At 46.7% G+C, this 26,336-nt stretch carries 9 protein-coding genes (1 of these 9 cut by a window edge); 8 read left to right on the forward strand and 1 reads right to left on the reverse strand.

The window, feature by feature from the left end; all coding sequences use genetic code 11:
* Together CUN59_RS00015 and asnB are read left to right on the forward strand one after the other, a co-directional pair.
* Window positions 1–16,337: the 3' portion of a non-ribosomal peptide synthetase gene (locus tag CUN59_RS00015; RefSeq protein WP_104385913.1), read on the forward strand. The gene continues 12,445 nt to the left of window position 1, outside the view; only the last 16,337 of its 28,782 coding nucleotides appear in the window; its start codon lies beyond the left edge, outside the window; the stop codon is at window positions 16,335–16,337.
* 32 nt (window positions 16,338–16,369) lie between these two features.
* The gene (gene asnB / locus CUN59_RS00020) at window positions 16,370–18,301 is read left to right on the forward strand and encodes an asparagine synthase (glutamine-hydrolyzing) (protein ID WP_104385914.1); all 1,932 of its coding nucleotides are present in this window, start codon (window positions 16,370–16,372) and stop codon (window positions 18,299–18,301) included.
* 48 nt (window positions 18,302–18,349) lie between these two features.
* Here the strand turns inward: asnB and CUN59_RS00025 are convergent, their stop codons facing one another.
* The gene (locus tag CUN59_RS00025; protein WP_104385915.1) at window positions 18,350–19,774 is read right to left on the reverse strand and encodes an MATE family efflux transporter; all 1,425 of its coding nucleotides are present in this window, start codon (window positions 19,772–19,774) and stop codon (window positions 18,350–18,352) included.
* Between the two features lie 368 nt (window positions 19,775–20,142).
* Here CUN59_RS00025 and CUN59_RS00030 point away from each other — a divergent pair, with 368 nt between their 5' ends.
* Genes CUN59_RS00030 through fabD form a run of 6 tightly spaced genes read left to right on the forward strand, consistent with a single transcriptional unit; the run spans window position 20,143 to window position 25,752 of the window.
* Window positions 20,143–20,988, forward strand: a complete 846-nt coding sequence (locus CUN59_RS00030; protein ID WP_104385924.1) for a methyltransferase domain-containing protein — start codon at window positions 20,143–20,145, stop codon at window positions 20,986–20,988.
* 39 nt (window positions 20,989–21,027) lie between these two features.
* Complete coding sequence (locus tag CUN59_RS00035; RefSeq protein WP_207765339.1) at window positions 21,028–21,288, forward strand: acyl carrier protein; 261 nt, start codon at window positions 21,028–21,030, stop codon at window positions 21,286–21,288.
* Window positions 21,266–22,504: a beta-ketoacyl synthase N-terminal-like domain-containing protein gene (locus tag CUN59_RS00040; RefSeq protein WP_104385916.1), complete on the forward strand. Its 1,239-nt coding sequence runs from the start codon at window positions 21,266–21,268 to the stop codon at window positions 22,502–22,504. The genes CUN59_RS00035 and CUN59_RS00040 overlap by 23 nt, the downstream gene beginning before the upstream one ends.
* Before the next feature lie 13 nt (window positions 22,505–22,517).
* Window positions 22,518–23,780: a hydroxymethylglutaryl-CoA synthase family protein gene (locus CUN59_RS00045; RefSeq protein WP_104385917.1), complete on the forward strand. Its 1,263-nt coding sequence runs from the start codon at window positions 22,518–22,520 to the stop codon at window positions 23,778–23,780.
* The gene (locus tag CUN59_RS00050) at window positions 23,768–24,556 is read left to right on the forward strand and encodes an enoyl-CoA hydratase/isomerase (RefSeq protein ID WP_104385918.1); all 789 of its coding nucleotides are present in this window, start codon (window positions 23,768–23,770) and stop codon (window positions 24,554–24,556) included. The genes CUN59_RS00045 and CUN59_RS00050 overlap by 13 nt, the downstream gene beginning before the upstream one ends.
* Entirely contained in the window at window positions 24,553–25,752 is a 1,200-nt protein-coding gene (fabD, locus tag CUN59_RS00055; protein WP_104385919.1) for an ACP S-malonyltransferase, read from the forward strand. Before CUN59_RS00050 ends, fabD begins: the two co-directional genes overlap by 4 nt.
* Window positions 25,753–26,336 lie beyond the last annotated feature (584 nt).

Consider the following 26,336-nt stretch of genomic DNA (forward strand, 5'->3'; position numbering starts at 1 on the left):
TATCGCCCTGGGTTCCCCAGTCGAATTCTCGTCGTAGTCTGATCGATTCTTTTGGTGCAGGTGGTACTTACGCTAATGTAATCTTAGAGGAATATGTACAGGAATCAATAACTACAAAATCTGGAACTGAGCCAACGGAAAGCTTGCTAGTATTTGCTGCCGCTAGCGAGAAAGGAATACATGATTACTTAAATCGGCTTCAGACATATTTGCGATGGCACCCCACTATTTCCGTGGCAGAGATTGCTGCCGCTCTCCAATTACGCGATCTCAATCTGCAATACCGTTTAGCCGCGATCGCTCCCTCAACCAACCAAGCAGTTGATGTCATCGATCAGTTGATAAATCACAATCTCGATCTCAGCCATCTGGGTATTTATACATCTTTTGGCACTGCAGACTTACCGCTCCCGACAGCACCCCAATTACAATCCGCGATTGATGATCGGGACTGGCTCAGATTGGCGCGTTATTGGGCTGCTGGTGCAGATATCGACTTTGGTTCGATGGGATCGATTGAGCGCAAATCCTGTGTGGTGTTACCAGGATACGCATTCGATCGCGAACGCGAGTTTTCCCACATCAGCGGGGATACCCAGAATGATACCCCTATTACAACAGAACCGTCCCCATCGCCAAGATCGGGAGGGATAACCGTAACCTATGGTTATGATGAACCGTTTCTGCGAGATCACACATTGTCCGGCGATCAGGTGTTGTTAGGTGTCACTCATGCTAGTCTAGCGATAACCGACTTTTACCAACGCTTTCCTCATCAGCGTGCCCTTTGTTTGCAACGCCTCACCTTTGTTCAGCCTGTGGTTGTTAATCCAGGAGAAGTTGTCACCCTAGAAATTCAGACATCAGAAATACCAACAGGATTGAATTTCGAGGCTAAGTTTCAGCGGAACACCGCGACACAAACGATCCAAACGGCGGCGAAAGGACAGTTGCAACCCGATCGGTACCAAGAAAACTACTTGGATGTGGAACATCTGTTGCAGTCTGCCACTCCCATTAACAATTTGGAATCGATCTACCACACTGTACCCGCTATTCGTCTGGGTTCTAGTTTCAGGACGATTGAAAGACTGTTTCGTACCAGTGATGGTGTACTTGCTAGAGTTTGTTTGACCGAACAGAGTCGTCAAGAGTCTCACACTTATGCTTTACATCCTTTGGTAATTAATAGTACTTTCCTCGCCGCAGCCCCTCTATTGGTACAGGAAATTGCTCAGGATGCTAACTATATACCGTTTGGGATTGGGGAAATCTATTGTCTCAAACTTGACAACTGGCAATCCCTCGATCTCTGTTGGGTACATACCCGATTAGTAAAGAATTCTGGCGAACTGATTCTATTTGATGCCGATATTATTACTGATAACTCACTAGTTGTTGCCCGCTTGCGAGGTTGTTCCTTAAAGCTGCTTCATCATCCTCAGTCAGTTCGGCTCCGCTCACTGACCGCCCCCCGTCCCCCCATCCCCCCGTCCCCTCCTCTGACTAACGATGTACTACGTTATCTGATCGATAAAATTGAGATCGCAGCAGAGATTGCAATTAGCGAAACGGATATAAATACGAACTTGATGCAGCTAGGCTTGGAATCAGCCCAATTGGTGGCGATCGCTGCTAGCATTGAACAGGATACCAATTTGGAACTAAATGCCACCTTGTTCTTTGAGTATCCCAGTCTGATGGAGGTGACGAGGTTTTTCGTGGACTCTCATCCTGGTGCTTTTCTTCAACTACTTGATGCGGGAAAGACACAACACATTACCACTTCAGAACAGTCAACAGGATCGAGATTGATACGCGCCCAACAGTTACCTGCCAACTCACACATCGATATTGCCATCATCGGGATGCACAGCACTTACGCCGAATGCGAGACTCTTGATCGGTTTTGGCAACTGATCCGTGACGGCAAAGACGTAATCAGAGAAGTGCCCCGCGATCGCTGGGATTATCGTCCCTGGTTCGATCCCCATCCCGGTGCTCAAGACAAAACCTATAGTAAATGGGGCAGTTTCATCAAAGATGTAGACAAATTCGATGCCGCTTTTTTCAATATTTCCCCGCGAGAAGCGATCTGGATGGATCCGCAGAATCGCTTGCTAATGCAAAGTATGTATGCCGCTGCGGAAGATGCTGGGGTTGTCAATCAGTTGCGCGGTAGCAATACGGGTGTCTTCGCTGGCATCTGTTTTGATGATTACGCCGAGAAAATAGCCGAGTTGGGCTTGCCGTTGGATATCTATACAGGGACGGGTAGAAGTGGCATCAGTGCCAACCGGATGTCATTCTGGTTCGATCTTCAAGGACCGAGCATGGTAATTAATACAGCCTGCTCCTCCTCGTTGGTGGCACTCCATTACGCCTGTCAGTCTCTGCGTAGCCAGGAATGCGAAATGGCATTTGTGGGTGGTGCGAACCTGCTCCTCTCCTCGTTGCACTACCGCTATTTTTCCAAACTGGGAGCCCTATCTCCCACTGGGCACTGTCATACCTTTGATGCTACCGCTGACGGTTATGTCCCCGCCGAAGGGATTGCGAGTGTATTGCTTAAACCCCTGGAGCAGGCAGAGCAAGATGGTGATCGTATTTATGCAGTCATTAAGGGATCTGCCTTTGCCCACGGCGGCTATACACCGTCTCTGTCTGCACCCAGCGTTGCGGGTGAAGAAAATGTGATCGTCAAAGCCTGGGAAGATGCCGGGATCGATCCCGAAACTATTACCTACATAGAAGCTCACGGTACTGGCACTAAGCTGGGAGATCCGATCGAAACCACTAGTCTCAAAAATGCCTTTGCTCGTTATACTAACAAGACTGGATTTTGCGCGATTGGTTCAATCAAAGCCAGTATCGGTCACGCGGAGGGTGCTGCTGGTATTACTGGGTTAGTGAAAGTCATTCTCCAACTTCAACATCGTCAGATCCCCCCCCTGGCTAATTTCCAGCAGCCTAACCCTTACCTAAAGTTGGTAGGATCGCCCCTATATATCAATCGCGAACTAACCGATTGGAAAAGTGATGGCGTGAGACGGGCGGGGATTAGTTCCTTTGGCTTTTCTGGTGCTTTTGCCCACGCTGTGATTGAAGAGTACCAGAGTTCAGGCGATCGAATATCCAAGTTTTTTGGTCCTTTTCTCATCGTTATTTCTGCCAAAAACCAGGAGCGTCTCCAGGCTCAAGTCGCGAACTTGGCAACGTTCTTAGTAGATAATGGGGCAGATATCCAGCATGCAGAAAATTTCCTGGCGAACCTAGCCTATACCCTCCAAGTTGGGCGAGAAGCAATGCCCACACGTCTTGGTTTTGTGGTTGAATCGATCGCCGAACTGAGAAATAAGCTGGAACTCGCCTTGAAGGATGGGGACGCCACACCGGGACTGTACTACGGAGACATTAAGCGCGATCGGGAAGATTTGGCTAGTCTATTGGCAGACAGAGATGGGTCTGAAGTTATTCAAGGTTGGCTCAATCGCGGTGAATACACTGCTGTAGTTGATGCCTGGACTAAGGGTATGAACGTTGATTGGCAGAAACTATACCCCCAAGGCAAACCCCAGCGGATCAGCCTGCCTACTTATGCTTTTGCACGGGACAGTTATTGGATTTGTCCCCTCAATGGCGATGAGGAAAATTTGACAGCACCCCAGTCAGATTTAAAACCAGAGGTGAAAGCTGAAAGTGGCGATCCAGTGGCTAAACCATCCGCATTGGTGCCATACTGGGATGCTATACCGATACAGACAGGGAATCGGCCCTGGAGCGATCATCTAGGGCAAACACTGATTATCGGTGGCGATGGAGAACTTCGAGAGGATTTGAGAGCTTGCTTTCCCCATGCTACCTATTGTGGAGACATGGCTTTAGATCGGCTAGAGTCCGATTTGCCCTGGCAGCACATTATCATCATTATTCCCCAAGATAACTGTTCGTTGCTAGACGATCGTCAGGTGTTGTTAGCCCAAGAGCGGGGGATATTGGCAGTCTTTCGGCTGATTAAGTCCTTGCTCTCGGCTGGCTATGTTACCGAAAATCTGGCTCTGACCTTCATTACTACCCAGATTGTAGCGATTGATCGCCATGAGTCTTCAAACCCGATACATTCTGCCGTGCATGGGTTAGCAGGGGTTCTAGCCAAAGAACTACCCCAGTGGCACATCCGCGCTCTAGATCTACAACTAGGGCAATCGCTTTTATCTGTCGATCTAGCACAATTACCTGACGATCGCCAATTTGGGGTTTGCGCTTGGCGAGACGGGAAGTGGTATCGACAGACTCTAATCCCCCAGCAGCACTTGTCCAACCCCCAACTGGATTCAAAGTTTCATACTGCCTACAAAAATGCCGGGGTCTACGTCGTCATCGGCGGGGCTGGTGGGATCGGTAGTGCTTGGTCGCGGTTCGTGATTGAAAATTACGCTGCCAAAGTGATTTGGATTGGTCGTCGGCCAATTGATCGAGAAATTCGTCACCAAATTGACACCCTAACACAAATCGGCCACACCCCAGAGTACATCCAAGCAGACGCAGCCGATCGCATATCACTAACTCAAGCATACCAGACCATCAAGGCACGGTATTCCCAAATTCAGGGTGTCATTCATTCGGCGGTAGGAGAATTCGATCTCAGCCTGAGTGAAATGGACGAGCACCGTTTTCGCTCAATTTTGGCATCGAAAATCGATGTTAGTGTCAATATGGCAGCAGTGTTTAAACACGAGCCATTAGATTTTATGCTGTTTTTTTCCTCGATTGTCTCCTTCACTTGTGGTGGAGGGATGAGTGGTTATGCCGCAGGCTGTAAGTTTAAGGACTCTTGGGCGATCGAGTTAAACCATTGTCTCCCATTCCCGGTGAAGACAATTAATTGGGGGTATTGGAACGTCGGTACGGGTAACACTATCCCTGATGCCACGAAAATCCGCATGAAACAGTCTGGAATTGAGCCGATCAAGTCACAATCAGGTTTCGATGCCCTGGCAGCCTTTCTGGTGTCCCCTCTGCCACAAATCGCGCTGTTGCAAACCAATAATTTAGACAGGCTCGATTTGGTCAAGCAAGATGAGTGGATTGATGTTTATCCCCCAATTCTGACCTCTGGAATTGAGTCTGTGCTCGAACGAGTTCCCACTTATGCTGATCACGTTATCACCCTACAACAGCAATATCTCGAACCGATTGCCGCCATCGAAAACTTGCTATTAAAACTGCTCCATGGTACCTTGGCTACCCTCGACTGGTTGCCACCAAAATCTGTGACGCTATCGTCGGATCTGCCAGCATTCTATCGAGCTTGGCTGGAAGAGAGTCGTCGTCTGGCGATCGCGGTTATGCCAGAGGGATTACTGGGGAACCTCGATCAGATATGGGATGAATGGAATCGCCAGAAAATTAACTGGGAGGCTCTTCCCCATCTTCAGCCGATCTTCACCCTAGCTGATGTCTGTATGCGCGAACTGCCAGCAATTCTCCAGTCCCAAAAGCGAGCTACTGATGTTATATTTCCGAATGGCTCCATGTCACTGGTAGAAGGCATCTACGAAGGGAACGCCATCGCCACCCATTTTAATGAAGTGGTTGCTCAAACAGTAGTCAACTATATCCAGGCAAGATCGCGTGTCGATGGTTTAATACCGATTCGCATTCTAGAAATTGGCGCGGGTACAGGAGCGACAACAGCAAGTGTCCTCCGCCATCTGGAACCCTTGGGCAATCTCGTGGGTGAGTATCTTTATACCGATATTTCCCCAGCATTTCTAGTTCGCGCTGACAGAAATTTTGCACCCAAATATCCCTACGTGCGGACACAATTGTTTGATGTTAACCAACCCCTATCAGCCCAAGGTATTCCCATCGGCTCTTTCGATCTAGTTATTGCCACTAACTGTATCCATGCCACAGCCAATATTCGGCGATCTCTGGGCAACGCCAAAGCAGCCTTGCGTGGAGGCGGCGTACTCATCCTCAATGAAATTACCCAGCCTTCCTTAATCTCCCATCTTACCTTCGGTTTGTTGGCAGGATGGTGGTTAGCTGAAGATGCCGAGTTACGAGTGCCGGGATCGCCGTTCCTATTGGCAGATCACTGGCACAGAGTCCTCCAGCAAGCGGGTTTTACCGCAATCGGTTTCCCAGGGAAATCGGCTCAGGTGTTAGGACAACAGGTAATTGTCGCCCAGACTGACGGTGTTGTGCGTCAGCCAAAGTCGATCTCTGAGTCGATCGGCTCTGGAACTTCCCCAACACAGTCAGCACCTAGTTTCACCGCACCAAATCACCAAGGCGTGGGATCGTCAGTATTGACAGAATTGAAGGGCAAGGGGACGATTTATTTTCAACAACTGATCGGTCAGGTTTTGATGATGGATGGAAACCAGATCGATCCATGCGAACCTCTGGCCATTTATGGTGTTGATTCTATCATCATCGCCCAATTGACTAATGCCCTTAATCAACACTTTGAAGGTGTGAAGGCAGGATTGCTGTTTGAAGCCTCAACCATTGATGCCTTAGTAAACCATTTCGCCACAACTCAATTTACTAACTTCGCGCAGTTGTTAGGAGTGGAAATGGGGGACTGGGAGATGGAGGGACTGGAGGACGGAGGGATTAAAGGCAAGACACAAAAGGCAAGATGCAAGAGTGAAGGTTTTGGACGAGGATTTAAACCCCGCCCAAAACACCCGCCCCAAGGAGGCGGGGCTTGTAACCCCTCGATCGCGGATGAGATTGCGGTAATTGGTATGAGCGGTCGATTTCCCCAGGCTAAAAACCTAACGGAGTTTTGGCAAAACCTCCAATCGGGACGAGATTGTATTACAGATTTGCCAGATAAACGCTGGAATATGGATAACTTCTTTGAAGCCGATCCCGAGAAGGCACGGGAACAAGGAAAGAGTTACTGTAACTGGGGCGCATTTTTAGAAGACTGCGATCGGTTTGACCCCCTATTTTTTAATATATCGCCACGAGAAGCTGCTCAAATAGACCCCCAGGCGAAGATATTTTTACAGGAATGCTGGCGGGCATTTGAAGATGCTGGATATGCACCTTCAGGACTCGACGATGAGCTACGTGATCGCGTTGGTGTCTACGGTGCTATAACCAAGATGGGATTTAACACTTCTTTTGCCGCGATGGTCAATCGTGTCTCCCATGGGATGGATCTGCGGGGGGTAAGTATCCCTGTCGATACGATGTGTTCCTCAGCCTTGGTAGCCTTGCACCTAGCTAGTGAAGCACTACGTCGCGGCGATCTGAAAATGGCGATTGTCGGTGCAGTCAATCTATATCTCGATCCGAGAAATTATCAGTATCTATGCTTGATCGGCTTGCTAGCTGACTCCAAGCTGCCAAAAGTGTTCGGACAGGGCGGAAATGGCTTTGTACCTGGAGAAGGTGTCGGTGCTGTCGTCCTGAAACGGCTAGAAGATGCCCAACGGGACAAGGATTCGATTATTGCAGTTATTCGGGGCAGTGCCGTTAATCATAGCGGTCGAGGGAATGCTTACGGTATACCCAACCCCCTGAGCCAAGCTGCGGTAATTAGTCAGGCGATCACGGGATCTGGTATCGATCCCCAATCGATCGCTTACATTGAAACCGCCGCCATGGGATTGGAGATTGCCGACTCCCTGGAGTTGAATGCACTGCAAAAAGTGTTTGGCGATCGTCAACGTGATCGATCCCAATGTTACCGACTCGGATCGATCAAATCGACGATCGGCCATGGTGAATCTGTGGCGGGAATGGCGCAATTTATGAAGGTCATCTTGCAATTAAAAAACAAACAACTTTGTCCGACTAAAGTTGTAGAACCGCTCAATGCAGAGATCGATTTTGCCTCACTGCCATTTCAGTTACAGACAGAACTTGAGCCGTGGGTACCGTTGACGATTGATGGGATCGTTTGTCCCAGACGTGCGGGTATCACCGCCCTGGGTTCTGGTGGTGTCAATGCCCATGTAATCGTTGAAGAATATCCACAAGAGCTAAGTGAAGAACCACCCAAACTTGCCCAAGGGTCACCCCAAATCATCATTTTATCTGCCAAAAACGACGATCGGCGGCAAGCTCAAATTGTTCAATTGATGGAATTTCTTGATCGCGATCAGGATATTTCCTTGGCAGATCTAGCCTTTACCCTCCAGGTAGGGCGCGAAGCGATGGCATCGAGAGTGGCACTAGTCGTCAACAGTATTGACGAGTTGAGAACTGGGTTAAACCATCTGCTAGGACACATTCAGGTCAATTTGTCCAGTAATCCGCCTACGTATCTCGGAAATATTAACGAAACGGACAACTCATTACAAACTTTACTGGCGGGTGGTGCCGACGCGATCGTGTTGCAGCTATTCCTCGAACAACGCAACTATCAAAAACTGGCACAATTCTGGGTTCAGGGCGGCAAGATTCCTTGGATATCTCTGTGGGAACAGCAACAGGTACAGCGGATTTCTCTGCCAACTTATCCATTCGAGCAACAGTGTTACTGGCAAGCGGTTAGCAGTTCTAATTCGGCGCGATCACCGTTGAACGAGGCGATCGCCGCCGACACCAAAACCAATCCCCCAGCCGCAAATCCAAGCGTACAGGAGATTGTAGCCGCAATTGTGGCTACATCCATTGGACTCACCGTCAGTGAAATTAAACCCCACGTCTCCCTCTGGCAACTAGGTGTTGATTCGCTCCGCAGTAAGGAAATAGTCCGACAGATAGAAAAACGTCTCTACGTCGAGATCGGGCATCGCGAACTAGCCGACTATGGAACTGTGGAAGCTCTGTGCCGACTAATTGAGCAAAAGCGGGCAGCGGCTGTTGAGGAAACCAGTGAAACAGAGTCAGTTTCCGCACCCCGAACCACCACCCAGCTCAGTAAATCCCCCCAGTCCCCACTTCGACACTTCGACAAGCTCAGTCCATCGCCTCGCTCAGTGCAAGCCCATCCCCCCGTCAGTTCGGCTCCGCTCACTGACCGCCCCCCGTCAGCTCGGCTCCGCTCACTGACCGCCCCCCTGCCACCATTCCCCCTATCCGAAGGACAACGCGGATTGTGGCTGTTGCACCAGTTAGTGCCGCAGATGTCTGCTTACAATGTGCCCGTCACACTGCAATTCGATCGCCCCGTTGATATCAATGCCATCAAACAAGCGACATCCTTCTTATTGGATCGTCATCCGATCCTGCGATCGCAATTTAAGACCGACGACAACGCCAATCCCTTCCAAACCATTCGTCCCCAGCCAGAGTTTGGCTTCGAGGAGGGCGATCGCGATTTCACCACGGATGAGGTGTTACAGCAGCAGTTAAAATCCGCCGCCGATCGAGTTTTCGATCTAGAAAACGATCCACTGGTTCGCCTTCATCTTTTCCATGAGTCGCCGATCCGCTATAAGTTGTTAATTGTGATTCATCATCTGGTAGTGGATGGCTCGTCCTTGCCGATTTTACTCCGCGACTTCCTCCACGCCTACGCCGCCTACTCCCAAGGAAGGGAACCCACAATTGCTGCTTCAGAGACAGCCGACTATGCCGATTTCGTTACCTGGGAACAGGAACTAATTGATAGCGATCGCGGTAAAACCTGTCTGGCTTATTGGCAACAACAACTCAGCGGTACTCTACCCCTGCTAGCATTGCCATTCGATCGACAACCCCCCCTCATCCCAACCTTTGCAGGCGCGATCGTCTCCACTAAGTTAGATTCAAATACCACCCAGCAGCTTCGATCGCTGGCAAGGGATCGGGATGTCAGCCTGTTCGTGTTACTTCTAGGCAGCTATCAGGCTTTCCTGGCTCGATATACATTGCAAAGTGACATCATTGTTGGTGTTCCGAGTGCTGGTAGACCTCAAAGCCGATTTGCCAATACTGTCGGCTACTTTATCAATATGGTACCGATCAGAACGCAAATTAACGTCGAGGAGCCATTTACTGAGTTGTTGCAGCGGGTCAAAATCACGGTAGCCGATGGACTGGATTATGGTCAGTTTCCGTTCCCCAAACAAGTCTTTGCACTTGACATCGATCGCCATCTCGCCCATTCCCCAGTGTTCCAAACCTCCTTTGCGATGCAAAGTTTCTGGACACCAGATGTAGAAAAAACACTAGAATACCAGCTAGATGGCGTTTCGGTAGTACCAGGGCCTAGTTCCGCAGGGGAAATCGAACTTCGCCTGGAGATTATCGAGCACCACAACGAACTCTCGGTCAATCTGGCTTATAGTACCGACCTTTTTGATGAGGGGACAATTAGCCGGATGGCGGGTCATTTTGTGACCTTGCTCTCTGGAATTGTGGCGAATCCAAGTCAGCAGATTTCCCAATTGCCAATACTCACCGCAGTTGAGCAACAGCAGTTATTAGTGGAATGGAATAATACAAGGGTTGATTATCCCCTACATAAGTGCATCCATCAGTTATTTGAGGAGCAAGTAGAACTGACACCTGATGCAATAGCGGTAGAATTTGGAGATCAACAACTGACATATGCCCAATTAAACTGCTGTGCTAACCAACTAGCACATCACTTGCGCTCATTGGGCGTTAAATCAGATACCTTGGTGGGTTTGTGTTTCGAGCGTTCTTTAGAAATGGTCATCGGACTTTTGGGGATTCTCAAAGCTGGGGGAGCTTATGTACCACTTGACAGTGAGTATCCAATTGAGCGTTTGAGCTTTATTTTAGAGGATACTCAAGTTAAAGTCTTACTGACTCAACAGCGACTTCTTGATAGACTAACCCGAAATCAAGCACAGCTTGTTTGTCTAGATACTGATGCGGCAAAAATTTCTCAATGCAGCCAAGAGAATCTGATTTCTGACGTACAACCCAATAACTTGGGTTACGTAATTTACACCTCTGGTTCCACAGGTCAACCAAAAGGTGTCGCCATGACTCAATTGGCACTTTGCAATCTTATACTGTGGCAACTGCAAAATTCGCCAATGTCATCTAAAGCAATTAAAACTCTGCAATTTGCGCCTGTCAGCTTTGATGTCTCCTTCCAAGAAATGTTCTCGACTTGGTTTAATGGTGGCACATTGGTGTTGATTGACGAGCAATTACGCCGAGAACCATTAGCCTTATTAGGCTTACTTCAAGAACAAGCAGTAGAAAGATTGTTTGTTCCTTTTGTAGCCTTACAGCAACTAGCAGAGGTAGCAGTTAGTCATAACTTCATTACCAGTCATCTCAAGGAAATAATTACAGCAGGAGAACAGTTACAAATAACACCTGCAATATCCAAGTGGCTTTCTGGGCTAAGTGATTGTACTCTGCACAATCATTACGGACCATCGGAGAGTCATGTGGTCATCACTTATACTCTAACTGATTCAGTGGACACTTGGCCAGCACTGCCACCAATTGGTCGCCCCATTGCCAACACTCAAATCTACATCCTAGATAAGTATTTACACCCTGTAGCAATTGGTGTGCCAGGAGAACTGCACATTGGTGGTGTTTCCTTGGCGCGAGGCTACCTCAATCGCAGCGAATTAACCAAAGAAAAATTTATTCCCAATCCTTTTGAGGAGGTAGGAGGGAGAATGCGGGAGGTAGAAGGACATTCTTCCACTCAACACGGGTTGAAAGCCCCGCTACCGCTAACAGCACTGTTATATAAAACAGGAGACTTAGCGCGGTATTTACCAAATGGCAACATCGAATACCTGGGACGCATAGACAATCAAGTAAAAATCCGGGGATTCCGTATCGAATTGGGAGAAATTGAAGCTGTACTCAGCCAACATCCCAATGTGCAGTCATCTTGTGCAGTTGTCCGTGAAGACATGCCAGGAGATAAGCGTATAGTTGGCTACATTGTGCTACAAGCACAGCAAACACTTACAGTTAGTGCTGTGCGTAGCTTCCTCAAGGAAAAGTTACCAGAGTATATGTTGCCAAGTGTAATAGTTATCTTGGAGGCTCTACCACTTACCGCAAACGGGAAAGTAGACCGTCTTGCTTTGCCTGCACCTGATTTAAACAGCCAAGTGTTAGACGAGTATGTTGCTCCCCGTACACCACTTGAAGAAATTCTGTCAGGAATTTGGGCACAAGTGCTAAAAATTGAGCAAGTAGGTATTCATGATAACTTCTTTGAACTTGGCGGACATTCTCTACTAGCAACGCAACTAATTTCCCGTGTACGTAGCAACTTGAAGATAGAATTATCATTGCGGAGCTTATTTGCTGCACCAACAGTTGCCCAATTAGTACCATTAATTGTGCAACTTCAGCAACAAGATATCAAATTCTCTGAGCCACCTATTTTACCAAGGGCAGAGCAGGCAACAATACCACTGTCATTCGCCCAACAGAGGTTGTGGTTTTTAGATCAGTTCGAGCCGAACAGTGCTTCATACATCATCCCGGTTGGTTTGCGCTTAGTTGGAAGTGTGAATATTGCTACTTTAGAACAAAGTTTCCGGGAAATTATTCATCGTCACGAAGCCTTACGCACTAACTTTGTTGTTGTGGATGGGCTACAAACTCAAGTAATTCGTAATTGGAGGGAACAGGGCTGTATACCTTGGAAACTGACAGTTATTGAGTTGCAACATGTAGCGAGAGAAGAGCGAGAATGTACGGCACAAAAATTACTGCAACAAAAAGCTAATGAGCCTTTTGACTTAGCGAATGATGACTTAATCAGGGGAACATTATTTATCTTATCTGATACAGAGCAGTGGTTGTTAGTGTGTATGCACCACATTGTCAGTGATGGCTGGTCGATGAGTGTGTTTGTTGATGAATTAACAAAGCTTTATAATGCTTACGCTCAGGTTAAATCGTCGCCTTTGTTGCCATTGCCAATTCAGTATGCAGATTTCGGGATTTGGCAAAGACAATGGTTGCAAGGAGAGGTACTCAATCGCCAATTAAGTTATTGGCACAAACAGTTGGCAGATGCTCCCGCTTTCTTGCCATTGCCCACAGACAGACCCAGACCTGCTGTGAAGACTTTCAATGGCGCGCACCTGGAGTTTAGACTGTCTGCGGAGTTGACCCAACAGTTAGAAAAACTGAGTCAACAACAAGGTGTAACTTTGTTTATGACATTGTTGGCAGCGTATAGTACTCTGCTTTACCGCTACACTGGGCAAGAAGATATTTTAGTGGGGACACCAATTGCTAACCGCGAGCGCTCGGAGATAGAAGGGTTAATTGGCTTTTTTGTTAATACATTAGTCATGCGGACTAACTTGGCTCAAAACCCCAGCTTTAACGAATTACTCCCACGGGTACGCGAAACGTCACTATCGGCTTATGCTCATCAAGATTTGCCCTTTGAAATGTTGGTGGAAGCGTTGCAGCCAGAACGAGACATGAGCCATACACCACTATTCCAAGTGATGTTTATTCTCCAAAATATGCCTGTATCAGAGTTTGAGTTGAGTGGATTAACCATCAGCGACTTGCCAATTGAAATTTCTACCGTCAAGTTCGATTTGACTTTAGTGATGGGGAACTCTGGTACTGGATTAGTAGGCTGGTGGCAATACAATACTGATTTGTTTGATAGCAGCACCATCGAGCGGATGCTGGGTCATTTTGTGACATTGCTCTCTGGAATTGTCGCTAATCCGAGTCAGCGAATTTCCCAATTGCCAATACTCACCGCAGTTGAGCAACAGCAGTTATTAGTGGAGTGGAATGATACACGGGTAGATTATCCCCAGGATCGGTGTATCCATCGGCTATTTGCAGAGCAGGTGGAACGGACTCCAGATGCGGTAGCGGTGGTATTTGAAGAGAAACAACTAACTTATCGGGAGTTAAATCATCGAGCCAACCAGTTGGCGCGTTATTTGCAGTCTCTGGGTGTTGAACCAGAAGTGCTAGTGGGGATTTGTGTAGACCGCTCTTGGGAAATGGTGGTAGGACTATTGGGCATTCTCAAGGCGGGTGGGGCTTATGTACCCCTCGACCCAGAGTATCCGCAAGAGCGTTTAGCTTTAATGCTGTCAGACTCTGGAATATCAGTGCTACTCACCCAAGAACATTTATTAAGGCAAGTAGCTGGATATCAAGGACTGATTGTTTGTTTCGATCGAGACAGGGAGAATATTACTACTCAAACCCCAGAGCAATTGGATCTAAGCATCGATCCTGACAACTTAGCATATGTCATCTATACTTCCGGCTCCACTGGCAAACCAAAAGGTGTCCAAATTACCCATCGCTCAGTAGTGAATTTTCTCCAGTTTATGAGTCAGCAGCTAGAACTGACAGAGCAAGATCTATTCCTGTCCGTCACGACTCTATCTTTCGACATTGCTGTACTAGAAATCTTCCTACCCATGATGGTCGGTGCAAGGGTCGAAATTGTTAGTCGGGCAGTAAGTAGTGACGGCGCAGCATTAATTGCTAAGTTGGCGAGTTCTCAAACTACTCTGATGCAAGCCACCCCAGCGACTTGGCAACTGCTGTTAACCGCAGATTGGCAGGGCAGCAAGCATTTGAACATCCTCTGCGGTGGGGAAGCTTTGCCCAGAAATTTGGCGCACCAATTGCGATCGCGATGTGCGGCCTTATGGAATCTTTATGGACCTACGGAGACGACAATTTGGTCGGCAATATATCCAGTCGGCACAGATGACCGTACTGTTCTCATTGGTCGTCCCATTGCTAATACCCAAGTTTATATCCTTGACACCCACTTGCAACCAGTGCCGATCGGCGTACCAGGAGAATTGCACATTGGTGGTACGGGATTAGCTCGTGGTTATCTCAACCGCCCCGAATTAACTACAGAAAAATTTATTCCTCATCCCTTTAGTACTGAACCCAATTCCCGTCTCTACAAAACCGGAGACTTAGCCTGCTACCTCAGTGATGGCAATATTGAATATCTCGGACGAATAGATCGTCAAGTCAAAATTCGCGGTTTTCGCATCGAGTTGGGCGAAATTGAAGCATTACTCAGTCAACACAACCAGATCCAATCGACCGTTGTCATTGCCCGCGAAGATACTCCAGACAATAAACTGCTAGTTGCGTATGTTGTTCCGCAGCCAGAACAGACGGTGACAACCAGCGAATTGCGACAATTCCTGAGAACCCAGCTACCAGAATATATGGTACCCGGAGCCTTTGTCATTCTGGAGAGCCTCCCCCTCACCCCCAACGGCAAAGTAGATCGCCGTGCCCTGCCCGAACCTACTCACCGCAGCAATTCGGACAGATTTATACCCCCCCGAAATACATTAGAACTGGAACTCACTCACCTCTGGTCAAAAATACTCAAGGTTGACCCTGTGGGCGTAACAGATAATTTCTTCGACCTCGGCGGTCATTCTCTCTTGGCTCCCCAATTAATGGCTCAAATTAAGCAGCATTTTGGGAAAGATCTCCCTTTAAGCATCTTATTCCAATCTCCCACGATCGAACAGTTGACAACGAGAATTCAAACGGATGCTGGTGTTTCTGGTTGGTCTCCCCTAGTGGCAATTCAGCCCAACGGCTCTAGTCCACCCTTTTTCTGTCTACCAGGTGCTGGGGGCAATCCATTCTATTTATATAACTTAGCCCGTTGTCTCTCTCCAGAACAACCCTTCTACAGTTTTCAATCTCCAGTGCAAGATGGAGTATCAGCCCCCTGCACCCAAGTTGAGGTGATCGCCGCTGAATACATTAAGGCACTCCAATCAGTCCAACCTCAAGGACCATATTTTTTGGGCGGGTATTCTTTGGGTGGTAAAGTGGTGTTTGAAATGGCACAGCAGTTGCTACGACAAGGACAGTCATTAGCACTAGTTGCCATATTTGATACCACCGCACCGATTGCTCGACCACAGCCAACTGATGATGAATGGGATGATGCGAGATGGCTAACAACCATTGCTAAAATCCTGACCACCGTGTTTGCCAAGGATGTCGATCTGGATGCCGATCGACTGCCCTCGTTAGCCCCAGCAGAACAGTTAAAATATGTGCTCGATTACTTGAAAATGATTGACATTCTACCGCCTGATGCTGGGACTACGCAGTTGAATCAGTTGTTACAAGCTTTCAAAGCGGACGCTCAAGTTAATTATGTACCACAAGAATTCGTACCGATACCCATCACCCTCTTTCGAGCTAGTGAAGTCGATCCGGCAGAGTCTGCTAAATTACCATCTGAGATTTTGCAGGATTCGGCTTGGGGTTGGAGCAAGTTTTCGAGTACACCAGTGGTTGTCAATTTTGTCCCTGGCAACCATCTTACGATGATGACTCAGCCCCACGTTCGGAAATTAGCTGCATACTTGACGGATTACCTCAGTCAAGCACAGGCGATCTGCAAATCCCCGACCGATCGACAGTTTTCATAAAGATAGTTTGTAAAAAAGTTGAAGCAAGATTGATGTGTGGAATTGTTGCATTTTTCTCGAACCAAGAACCAATTTCCCCAGAGGCATTGAAACGGGCAACGCAAAGTTTACACCATCGAGGACCAGATGGACAAAACCAGTGGATTTCTCCCCATCGACGAGTTGGATTGGGTCATACCCGACTCAGCATTATCGATCTGACAACTGGCGAACAGCCAATTACTAACGCACAGCAAAACCTGCATATTGTTGTTAATGGGGAATTTTATGACTTTGAACGAATCCAGGGTGACTTGAAACGATGGGGATATAAGCTTCAGACCAGATCTGACAGTGAAATTGCCCTTCATCTCTACGATCGATTTGGCACACAATGCTTACACCATTTACGCGGCGAATTTGCATTTGTGCTATGGGATGAATCCAATCAGGTGCTATTTGCGGCTCGCGATCGCTTTGGCATTAAACCACTCTACTATACTGTACATGCTGGTACTCTTTATTTAGCATCTGAAGTCAAAGCTTTATTGGCAGCAGGCGTGCCTGCTCGTTGGAACCTAGAGTCTTTTTTCCAATCCAACAATGCTGTACTAGAAGCAGATCGAACTTTATTTCAAGACATTTATGAGGTTCCCCCCGGTCATTTTCTACTGGCTTCCCACTCCGGTTGGCAATTAATCCGCTACTGGGATTTTAATTATCCCTATATCAAGGAACCTCTAGATCGATCCAGTGATAACGAGTACATTGAAAAACTGCGTTACACATTGGACGAAGCAATTCGACTCCGCTTGCAAGCAGATGTCCCTGTTGGCTGTTATCTCAGCGGTGGACTTGATTCATCTACTGTGTTGGGAATGGCTGCTAGACACACATCTCAACCGATTCAGGCATTTACGATCGCCTTCGATCGCCCCCCTTATGACGAACAAGCTTTCGCTCGCGAGACAGCCCAACAGTTCGGGGCAAATCTTCAGATCGTTTCCGTCAGCCAATCAGATCTTGTCAGCCACTTTGCCGATGCTGTTTATTACAGTGAGAGGCTTTCCAATACTATCTCCACGGCTGGAAAATATCTATTGAGCAAGGCGACGCGAGATCGGGGTTATAAGGTTGTACTCACAGGTGAAGGTGCTGACGAAATTTTCGGCGGATATTCCGCTATGAGTGAGGATATGTTGCGCTACAACACAGCAGGACAAGACGATTTGACTGTACAGCAGCTACTCGCAACATTGCAGTTGAACAATCCAGTTTTATTAGAGACTGCTACATCAGGAATGTCTCTAAACAGTTTACAGCGGAGTTTAGGTTTTGTACCAACTTGGCTGAAAAATATTTCATTAGGCATGATGTCCGCTGGTATTAGGGAACTTCACCCTTTTTATACCACTGAATTTGCTGAATTTGTGGCAGAACGTGATGCTTTTAAGATTTTGTTAAATCGCTTAGATGTACAAGGTCAACTAATTGGGCGGGAACCTGTCAATCAATCCCTCTATTTGTGGTCTAAAACGGTTTTACCAAACTACATTTTGCGAGTGTTGGGTGATGGTGTAGAAATGGCACATTCGATTGAAGGGCGGTTGCCATTTCTTGACCATCATGTGGTTGAGTTAGTGCGAGACTTTCCTGTTTCAATCAAAATTCGTGGTAATAGTGAAAAATACGTGCTGCGAGAAGCAGCACGCCCCTTTTTAACAGACACAATCTATCATCGCAAAAAGCACTCATATTCTGCTCCACCTTCTGCTCTCAAAAACAATGAATCATTGGAAGAACTGATCCAAGATACCCTGCGCGGCGAGGTAATGAAATCACTGCCCTTTTACGACCAGAAAGCAGTTATTGGACTCCTCGATCGACTACCCCAAATGGATGAAAGTAACCGCATTCAAGCAAGTTTTACTCTGACGGGAATGGTGAGTGCTTGTGTTTTACAAGAACGGTTGAAACTTACCTAACTAGGGCTTGTCGATCAAAGCTAAAACTCAGACACAGAGATAAAGGCCCTAACTAGGCAAAGTTAGATCTGGGTTCTGACCCAAAATTCCATCTAGATCTCCTCCCATTTCTTTCGCAATCAGATAAAATCGAACTCCTAAAATTAGGCTAGCAACAGCCGGAGCCATAATTAAACCGTACCATAAACCATTTCCTCCCCATCCTAAAGTTATTCCTAGTAGATAACCTCCACCCAAACCAACACCCCAGAAAGACAATATATTAATAATCATCGGCACAAGGGTATCCTGCAATCCTAACAAAGCACCAATTCCAATTCGTTGAATACTGTAAAAAATTTGGTAGACTCCAGCTAATTTTAGAAAATTTGTTGCCTTACTGATTGCCACGTCATTATCGGGATTATTAATGTCCAAATAAAAGATAGCAATGGATTGGGAAAACATCTCAAAACCGATGGCGACAACAAATGCAAACACTGCGCTTAGTACAACATTGACCAAGGTTGCCCTCATAACCCCAGCATAATTCTTCTCTCCCACAATCTGCCCTACTCTCGTCATAGCTGTATAAGAAATTGCAATTGGAATTGTCAAAAAGAAACTTGATGTCTGGAGAGCGATTTCATGGGCTGCTAAACTGGAGGTTCCCAACTTTACCATCAGCATTGCCGTGATATTGAACATCGCCAGTTCCATTCCTAACTGAACTGATGTTGGCCATCCAATCTGAAAAATTTTGCCAAATAGCTCTCGATCGAACTCATTCAAATAGCGAAAAAGATGATAATTTTTACTCTGAGGGTGAAAATAAATCAGAATAACTGAAGCGAAAAAACTTACCCAGTAAACGATGGTAGTTCCCCAACCGATTCCAGCTAAACCAAGGGCAGGAAAACCTAAATATCCAAACATTAAGATGTAATTTACAGGCACATTTAACAGTAAAGAAACAACTATAATTACCATGCCAAATTGGGGAAAATTAATAGCAGCGGCAATTTGCTTTAAATATAAAAAGCTCACGACAGCAGGCAATCCCCACAGGACAGTATGTAAATAGTTTTTTGTTAATAAAATATTGGTTTCTTCTTGGCCTAATAAGGGCAAAATAGCGTCATAGTTCCATAGCAACAGCATTGCGGGTAAGGATAGGGCAACGGCTAGCCACAGTCCCTGACTAGTAATCCGGCTGACTCTATCCATGTTGTTTGAGCCAAAAGCCTCGGCAACTAGCACACCTCCACCAGTGAGAACACCAAGGCAAAGACATAGCATTGTAATGAAAATTACTACACCTAAAGCACCCGCCGCTAAATTTTGAACGCCAAGTAAGCCCATCATTACCGAATTCATTACAGGGATGGCAGTTTCAGCTAATTGAGCACCTGCTAGGGGTACAGCCAATCCCAGACTAACTCGTGCTTCGGTTAAAAGCTCTGACTTGAATTCTGTTGAGTTTATTTGCCCCATAAACTTTAAATTAGTGAATATTTTGACTAAGGAATGAGAACTATTAGACTTGCAATTTCTGCATCATAACCCAAGTTGCATAACATTTATAGCAGTCAAGAACATTTTTTTGGCTGTTCCAAATCAGCAAACGGACTGTGATATAATCGAACCCAACGTTATTACGGTTTGCTGGGTCTGATATTTGCTGGCAGTGATACCACACATGGCAGTCCGCATGGTGTGTTCTGCTCGTCCTCCAACACCCACGCGCATCAGTTATCAACGAAAAAATTAACTTTTTTGTCCAAATCCAACTCGGCTATAATGCTGTTGGCATGGAAGTTCAATCGAACTAAATCCTGTTTATTTAAGTTATGGAGAAGTCGATGAGTCAGTTTGGTATTGAAGAAAACGAAACAACCATCAGCAGTTCAGTACCAGAAAAGGTCGCAGCACTGTACGATGACCCCGCAGGTCAAGGAGGGCATCTCATTTTTGACGGGCAGTTTCATTGGGGTTACTGGGACGAAAATAATCCTGATGCCAGTCTGGGCGAGGCAGCCGATCGCTTGACTCAAATTATGATCGACAAGTCCGATATCTCTGAGGGTCAACGCTTCTGCGATCTTGGCTGCGGCGTAGGTGTCCCAGCGATGCGGATTGCCAAAGCTAAAGGATGTTTCGTTGATGCAATTACGATTAGTGAGTATCAATACAATCGAGCGAAACAGCTAATTGAGGAAGCTGGGATGTCTGATCGCGTCCATTTCATTCATGGCAATGCCTTGTCCATGCCCTGCGAGGATGCAACTTATGATGGCGGCTGGTTTTTTGAAACTATTTTTCATATGGGACACCGAGAAGCCCTTCGCGAAGCCGCGCGCATCTTAAAGCCAGGGGCAACATTAATGATTGCTGACTTGCCAACCAGACCGCATATTACCGAAGAATTCAAGCAGTTTGTCAAAGAAACAATTCATTCGGTCTTTATTCCCAAAGCAGATTATCCAGGACTGTTAGACGAGGCTGGATTTGACCTCATCGAAATTGATGACATCACCGAATTTGTGATTCCGCCTTTGGTACCTAAGGTTAAAGTCGGGTTTAAACAGTATGAGACTCAAATTCTTGAATATGTAGAACGGGACGCGATCGATCGCTGGGTGCGGATGTTTGAGGATATGTGTGCAAATCTTGGCTATATGCTAGTCAAAGCGAAAAAAAGAGCATAAATACTGCCTTAAGTAAGTGCAATAACTGGCTGAGAATAAATGAAAACCGAGATTACAAGGGACAGAATCTTTAATATCATTGTCCAAAACACTTGTGTAGTTATTCCCGAACTAGAAGGGCATTCCTTTGTTGAGACCGATCGACTTGCAGACTTAGGTGCCAACTCGATGGATCGAGCCGAAATTGTGATGATGACCCTGGAATCTCTATCACTGAAAATCCCTTTAATTGAGCTTGTAAGTGCCAAAAATATAGGCAAACTTGCGGATCTGCTGCATGAAAAACATCAGTCCACCTAAAATCCTAATTACAGGAGTTGGCATCACCACGGCGATCGGGCAAGGAAAAATTAATTTCTTAGCGGCGATACTTGCTGGCAAAGACGCTTTTGCTCGACTCAATCGACCTGGGCGACAAATCGCCGATGCTAATAATCTGCCTCTGGTGGGTTGCGAAATTGACAATCTTGTCATTCCCGATCGGATTGCCACCAGAGATATACGGACAGCCTCATGGTCTGCTCAAGTCGGAGTTACGAGCCTGGATGAAGCATGGCGGGATGCCCATCTCGATGATGTCGATCCTAGCCGGATCGGTCTGATTGTTGGCGGCTCGAATTTCCAGCAGCGTGAATTGGTACTGATTCAGGAAAAGTATGCAGATCGCGCGTATTTTCTCCCACCGAGCTATGGAATGGCATTTCTTGACAGCGATTTTTGTGGACTCTGTACCCAATATTTTCCAGTGACAGGATTCGCTCATACCGTAGGCGGTGCCTCGGCTAGCGGTCAGTTGGCAGTGATTGAGGCGACTGAAGCTGTTGCCAGTGGTAGAGTTGATGTCTGCATTGCGATGGGGGCTTTGATGGATCTATCTCATTGGGAGTGCCGGGGACTACAGGCGATGGGCGCAATGGGTTCAAATCGTTATGCCGATCGGCCATCATTAGCCAGTCGTCCCTTCGATCGAGATCGGGACGGATTTATTTTTGGCGAGTCCTGTGGTGTGGTAGTGATTGAAAAGGAGGATACAGCTGATCGTGCTGGGGTTGTGCCCTATGCCGAAGTGCTAGGGTGGGCAACCCGGATGGACGGAAACCGCAAACCCAATCCATCCCAGGCAGGTGAACTGTCTGTCATCTTGGCATCTTTGGCGAGAGCAGGATTATCGCCACAAGCGATCGACTATATCAATCCCCATGGAAGCGGTTCGATCGCTGGCGACAACACCGAACTTTCCGCCATTCGTGAGGCGGGTCTGTCATCGGCATACATTAATACAACCAAGTCCCTGATCGGCCACGGACTGACCGCCGCCGGAGCGGTTGAGGTGGTGACAACAGTTCTCCAAATGCGGGCTGGAGTGATCCATCCATCGCGAAACCTAGACAATCCCATCGATTCGACTTTGAACTGGGTTCGGGGGGAATCTGTCACACATCAAATTGAATATGCGATCGCCCTGAGTATGGGATTTGGTGGCATCAATACGGCATTATGTCTCGGACGAAACTAAACAAGGAACCATTATGATATCAGTTGGAATTGAAAGCATGAATGTGTTTGGCGGTAGTGTCGTCCTGGATGTCATGGATCTAGCTCATCATCGACAGCTAGATCTGCGACGGTTTGAAAACTTATTAATGAAGGAAAAAGCCGTTGCTCTCCCATTTGAAGATCCAATTACTTTTGGTGTCAATGCTGCCAAACCGTTAATCGATTCCCTCTCAGAAGCGGAAAAAGGACAAATAGAATTGCTCATTACCTGCTCGGAATCAGGGATTGATTTCGGAAAATCCATGAGCACCTATATTCATCAATACCTGGGGTTAAATCGATGCTGTCGCTTATTCGAGTTAAAGCAAGCGTGCTATGCGGCTACTGCCGGACTGCAAATGGCTCTTAATTTCATCCTCTCGCAAACATCCCCCGGTGCTAAGGCATTAATTGTAGCCACTGATATCTCCCGATTTATTGCCACGGAGGGAGGGGAGCTACTCACCAACGACTGGTCTTATTTTGAGCCAAGTGCTGGGGCAGGGGCAGTAGCCATACTCGTTAGTGACAACCCAAAAGTGCTTCAAGTCGATGTGGGAGCTAACGGTTATTACGGCTACGAGGTTATGGATACCTGTCGTCCCGTACCAGACAGTGAATCGGGAGATGTCGATCTGTCGATGATGTCCTATCTCGACTGCTGTGAGAAGGCGTTTATTGAGTATCACAGGCGAGTTACAGATGTAGATTATCAAAATACCTTTGATTATCTGGCTTTCCACACGCCTTTTGGGGGAATGGTTAAAGGGGCACACCGGATGATGATGCGTAAGTTCACCCAGGCAAAGTTAAATGATATTGAACTGGACTTTAATCGGCGAGTTGCCCTGGGACTTCGCTATTGCCAACGGGTGGGCAATATTATGGGCGGAACGATTATGTTATCCTTGTCCAGTACGATCGACAGTGGTGATTTCACGACCCCCAAGCGCGTAGGTTGCTTTTCCTACGGTTCGGGCTGTTGCTCTGAGTTTTACAGTGGTGTGGTTACAGCCAGCGGACAGCAGTGGCAGCGTCAGTTTGAGATCGGGGCGATGCTGAACCGACGCTATCGGCTGTCGATCGCGGAATACGAAGACTTATTCCAGAGCAATCGCAGTGTCCAGTTCGGCACGAGAAATGTCACTTTAGACCCCACCACGATCGCTGGTGTGCGCTCGGCTTGGCAAGATAGACCATTATTGACCTTACGCGAGATTCGAGAATTCCATCGTGAGTATGAATGGGTGAGCTAACATATCAAACTATCAACGTCCGGTTCCAGGGATCGATCTGTCGCATTCAGATCTGTCAGTCAGATGCTGAGAATGCGATTACCAACAATCTGGTGACTGAACTAACAGATGTCTTGGCTATTTGTGAGCAGACAACTGGAGCGCGGTCACCAGCAGTTTGTGTCGTAGTCATTGAGGGACTGCCAGATGTTTTCTGTACTGGCGCAGATTTTCGCCAGATTGCCAACCAGAATGATGTTGCCCAGATGGTCGATGCTGATGGGTTGTACAACCTCTGGAAGCATCTAGCGATCGGTTCATTTGTCACAATTGCCCATGTGCGCGGTAGGGTGCTTGCTGGTGGCCTAGGATTGGTTGCAGCCTGCGATCTTGTCCTAGCAGATGAAACAGCTACTTTTGCACTCTCAGAACTCATGTTCGGTCTATTTCCAGCCTGTGTATTACCATTTCTAATTCGCCGAGTCGGTATACAAAAATCTCATTACATGACCTTGACAACCATGCCAATTTCTGTGCAGGAAGCATCCGCCAGTGGTTTAGTAGATGCTTATGCCGAAGACAGTGAATCTCTATTGCGTAAACATCTAATCCGTCTCAGCCGACTTTCCAAGTCAGCCGTATCCGAGTACAAACAATATCTACACCAGCTAAACGACATCCTGATGCGATCGCAATCCTTGGCAGTTTCAACCAATGAGCAGTTGTTCAGTTCTCAAGAGAATCTTGATAAGATTCAAAGATACGTTAATGAAGGAAAATTTCCTTGGGAGCCATGATTACATATCTTTTCCCTGGACAGGGTTCACAAATCAGCGGCATGGGACAAGAACTATTTACCATATTTCCAGAGGAAACGGAAATAGCCAGTGACATGCTTGGGTATTCAATAATTGAGTTGTGTACAGAAGATCCACACAACCAACTCAATCAAACACAATTCACACAACCTGCGGTGTTTATCGTTAATGCGCTGTCATACAAACTACGTCTAGCCGAATCGGGAAAGTTACCTAATTTCTTAGTTGGTCACAGCCTGGGTGAATACAACGCACTTCACGCTTCAGGAGCCTTTTCCTTTGAAGACGGTATTCGCCTAGTGACAAAACGCGGAGAACTGATGAGTCGTGCATCCAAGGGTGGGATGGGGGCGGTAATTGGTATGTCCCCATCTGACATTCGGACTATACTAGACTCTCATGGGCTATCAGGAGTTTATATTGCTAACTATAATTCGCCACATCAAACCGTTGTGTCAGGGCTGCAAGCAGATATCGAGAAATCCAACCAAGTCCTAGTAGATAAAGGCGCGGTTTTCGTTTTGCTCAACACCAGCGGCGCGTTTCACTCTCCCTATATGGTTGCTGCTAAAGAAGAGTTTGCTCAGTACTTAAAAAACTTTTCTTTTTCAAATTTAACAATTCCTGTCATCTGCAATGTTAATGCACGACCCTATCGACAAGCAGAAATTGCGTCCCAGTTAGCAGATCAGATCGCCAGTCCTGTCCTCTGGTCCAACAGTATCAGTTATCTCCTGTCCCAAGACGACCAAATGCAATTCGAGGAACTAGGTGTTGGTAACATCCTTACCAAGTTAATTCCCAGTATCAGAAGAGAATATCAAGTCCAACAGGAGGATATTCCCCAGAATAAAAATATTCAAACCTATCGTCAAGTCGATCCGTCCTTGTCCAGTCAGTTCTGGAAGAAGGACACTCCCGCCAATCCTGAAGGTTCTAGCCAATTTCAGACCCAGTTTACAGTCGATCGAGAGCACCTAGCATCTGAAGCGAGAACAAAAGTCGATCGTTGGAATCGTGTATACCCAGTTGGTACAAAAGTAAAAATTCCTGGATCCGATCTGGAATTGACGACATCCACTCCGGCTGTCATTCTCTTTAGACATCGAGCAGCCGTTTATATGCAAGATTACAACGGCTATTTTGCTTTGGACGAAATATTACCCATTCGCTAAATTCGAGGCAAAAGTTCAACAATACCCGCTGTCACTTTACCCATAAAGTGGCGTAAAAGGACAGGTTATGCTTCACAAATCTAAGTAGCTCAAGTATTGAGGGGGCGACAAACAAGGTGAAACAAAGATGGGTAAAGGGTTAAAGGTAATAGACCCTCTCAAAAAATATGGTGCTTATTGACAATAGTACACAGTGATTAAGCAGCTATCTATGATGTGCAGTTTGATGGTAGAAAAGAGTGGTCTCGTGAAAATAACAAGACCAAACCAAAAAAATTCTACCATCATTTTATCAAAAAATCCTCGAAAAATACCTGAGTAATAGACAGTTAATCACCCTGAAAATGCTATTATTTAAACCGCTGGTATTTATCAACTAATCTCACAGATATATCCAGCACTATCAAAATATATAGTCAACGTTTTGGGATTGAGGCTATGTTCAAAGATTGTAAAACTGGAGGTTATAATTTAGAAGGTTCTCAAGCTTCTCCTGATAGAATTGTACGTTTAATACAGAAGGAAGTTTCAATGTTTCCAGCCTCTAATTCATCCCGCATTTATGCAACGCCTTTTTGCGGGCT

This window comes from Cuspidothrix issatschenkoi CHARLIE-1 (assembly GCF_002934005.1).
Taxonomy (GTDB): Bacteria; Cyanobacteriota; Cyanobacteriia; order Cyanobacteriales; family Nostocaceae; genus Cuspidothrix; species Cuspidothrix issatschenkoi.

Bases quoted from the DNA above. Each gene is read 5' to 3' on its own strand.
- fabD (WP_104385919.1), top strand. From the start codon at position 24,553: ATGATTACATATCTTTTCCCTGGACAGGGTTCACAAATCAGCGGCATG.
- CUN59_RS00030 (WP_104385924.1), top strand. From the start codon at position 20,143: ATGAGTCAGTTTGGTATTGAAGAAAACGAAACAACCATCAGCAGTTCA.
- CUN59_RS00025 (WP_104385915.1), bottom strand. From the start codon at position 19,774: ATGGGGCAAATAAACTCAACAGAATTCAAGTCAGAGCTTTTAACCGAA.
- CUN59_RS00050 (WP_104385918.1), top strand. From the start codon at position 23,768: ATGGGTGAGCTAACATATCAAACTATCAACGTCCGGTTCCAGGGATCG.
- CUN59_RS00045 (WP_104385917.1), top strand. From the start codon at position 22,518: ATGATATCAGTTGGAATTGAAAGCATGAATGTGTTTGGCGGTAGTGTC.
- CUN59_RS00040 (WP_104385916.1), top strand. From the start codon at position 21,266: ATGAAAAACATCAGTCCACCTAAAATCCTAATTACAGGAGTTGGCATC.
- CUN59_RS00035 (WP_207765339.1), top strand. From the start codon at position 21,028: ATGAAAACCGAGATTACAAGGGACAGAATCTTTAATATCATTGTCCAA.
- asnB (WP_104385914.1), top strand. From the start codon at position 16,370: ATGTGTGGAATTGTTGCATTTTTCTCGAACCAAGAACCAATTTCCCCA.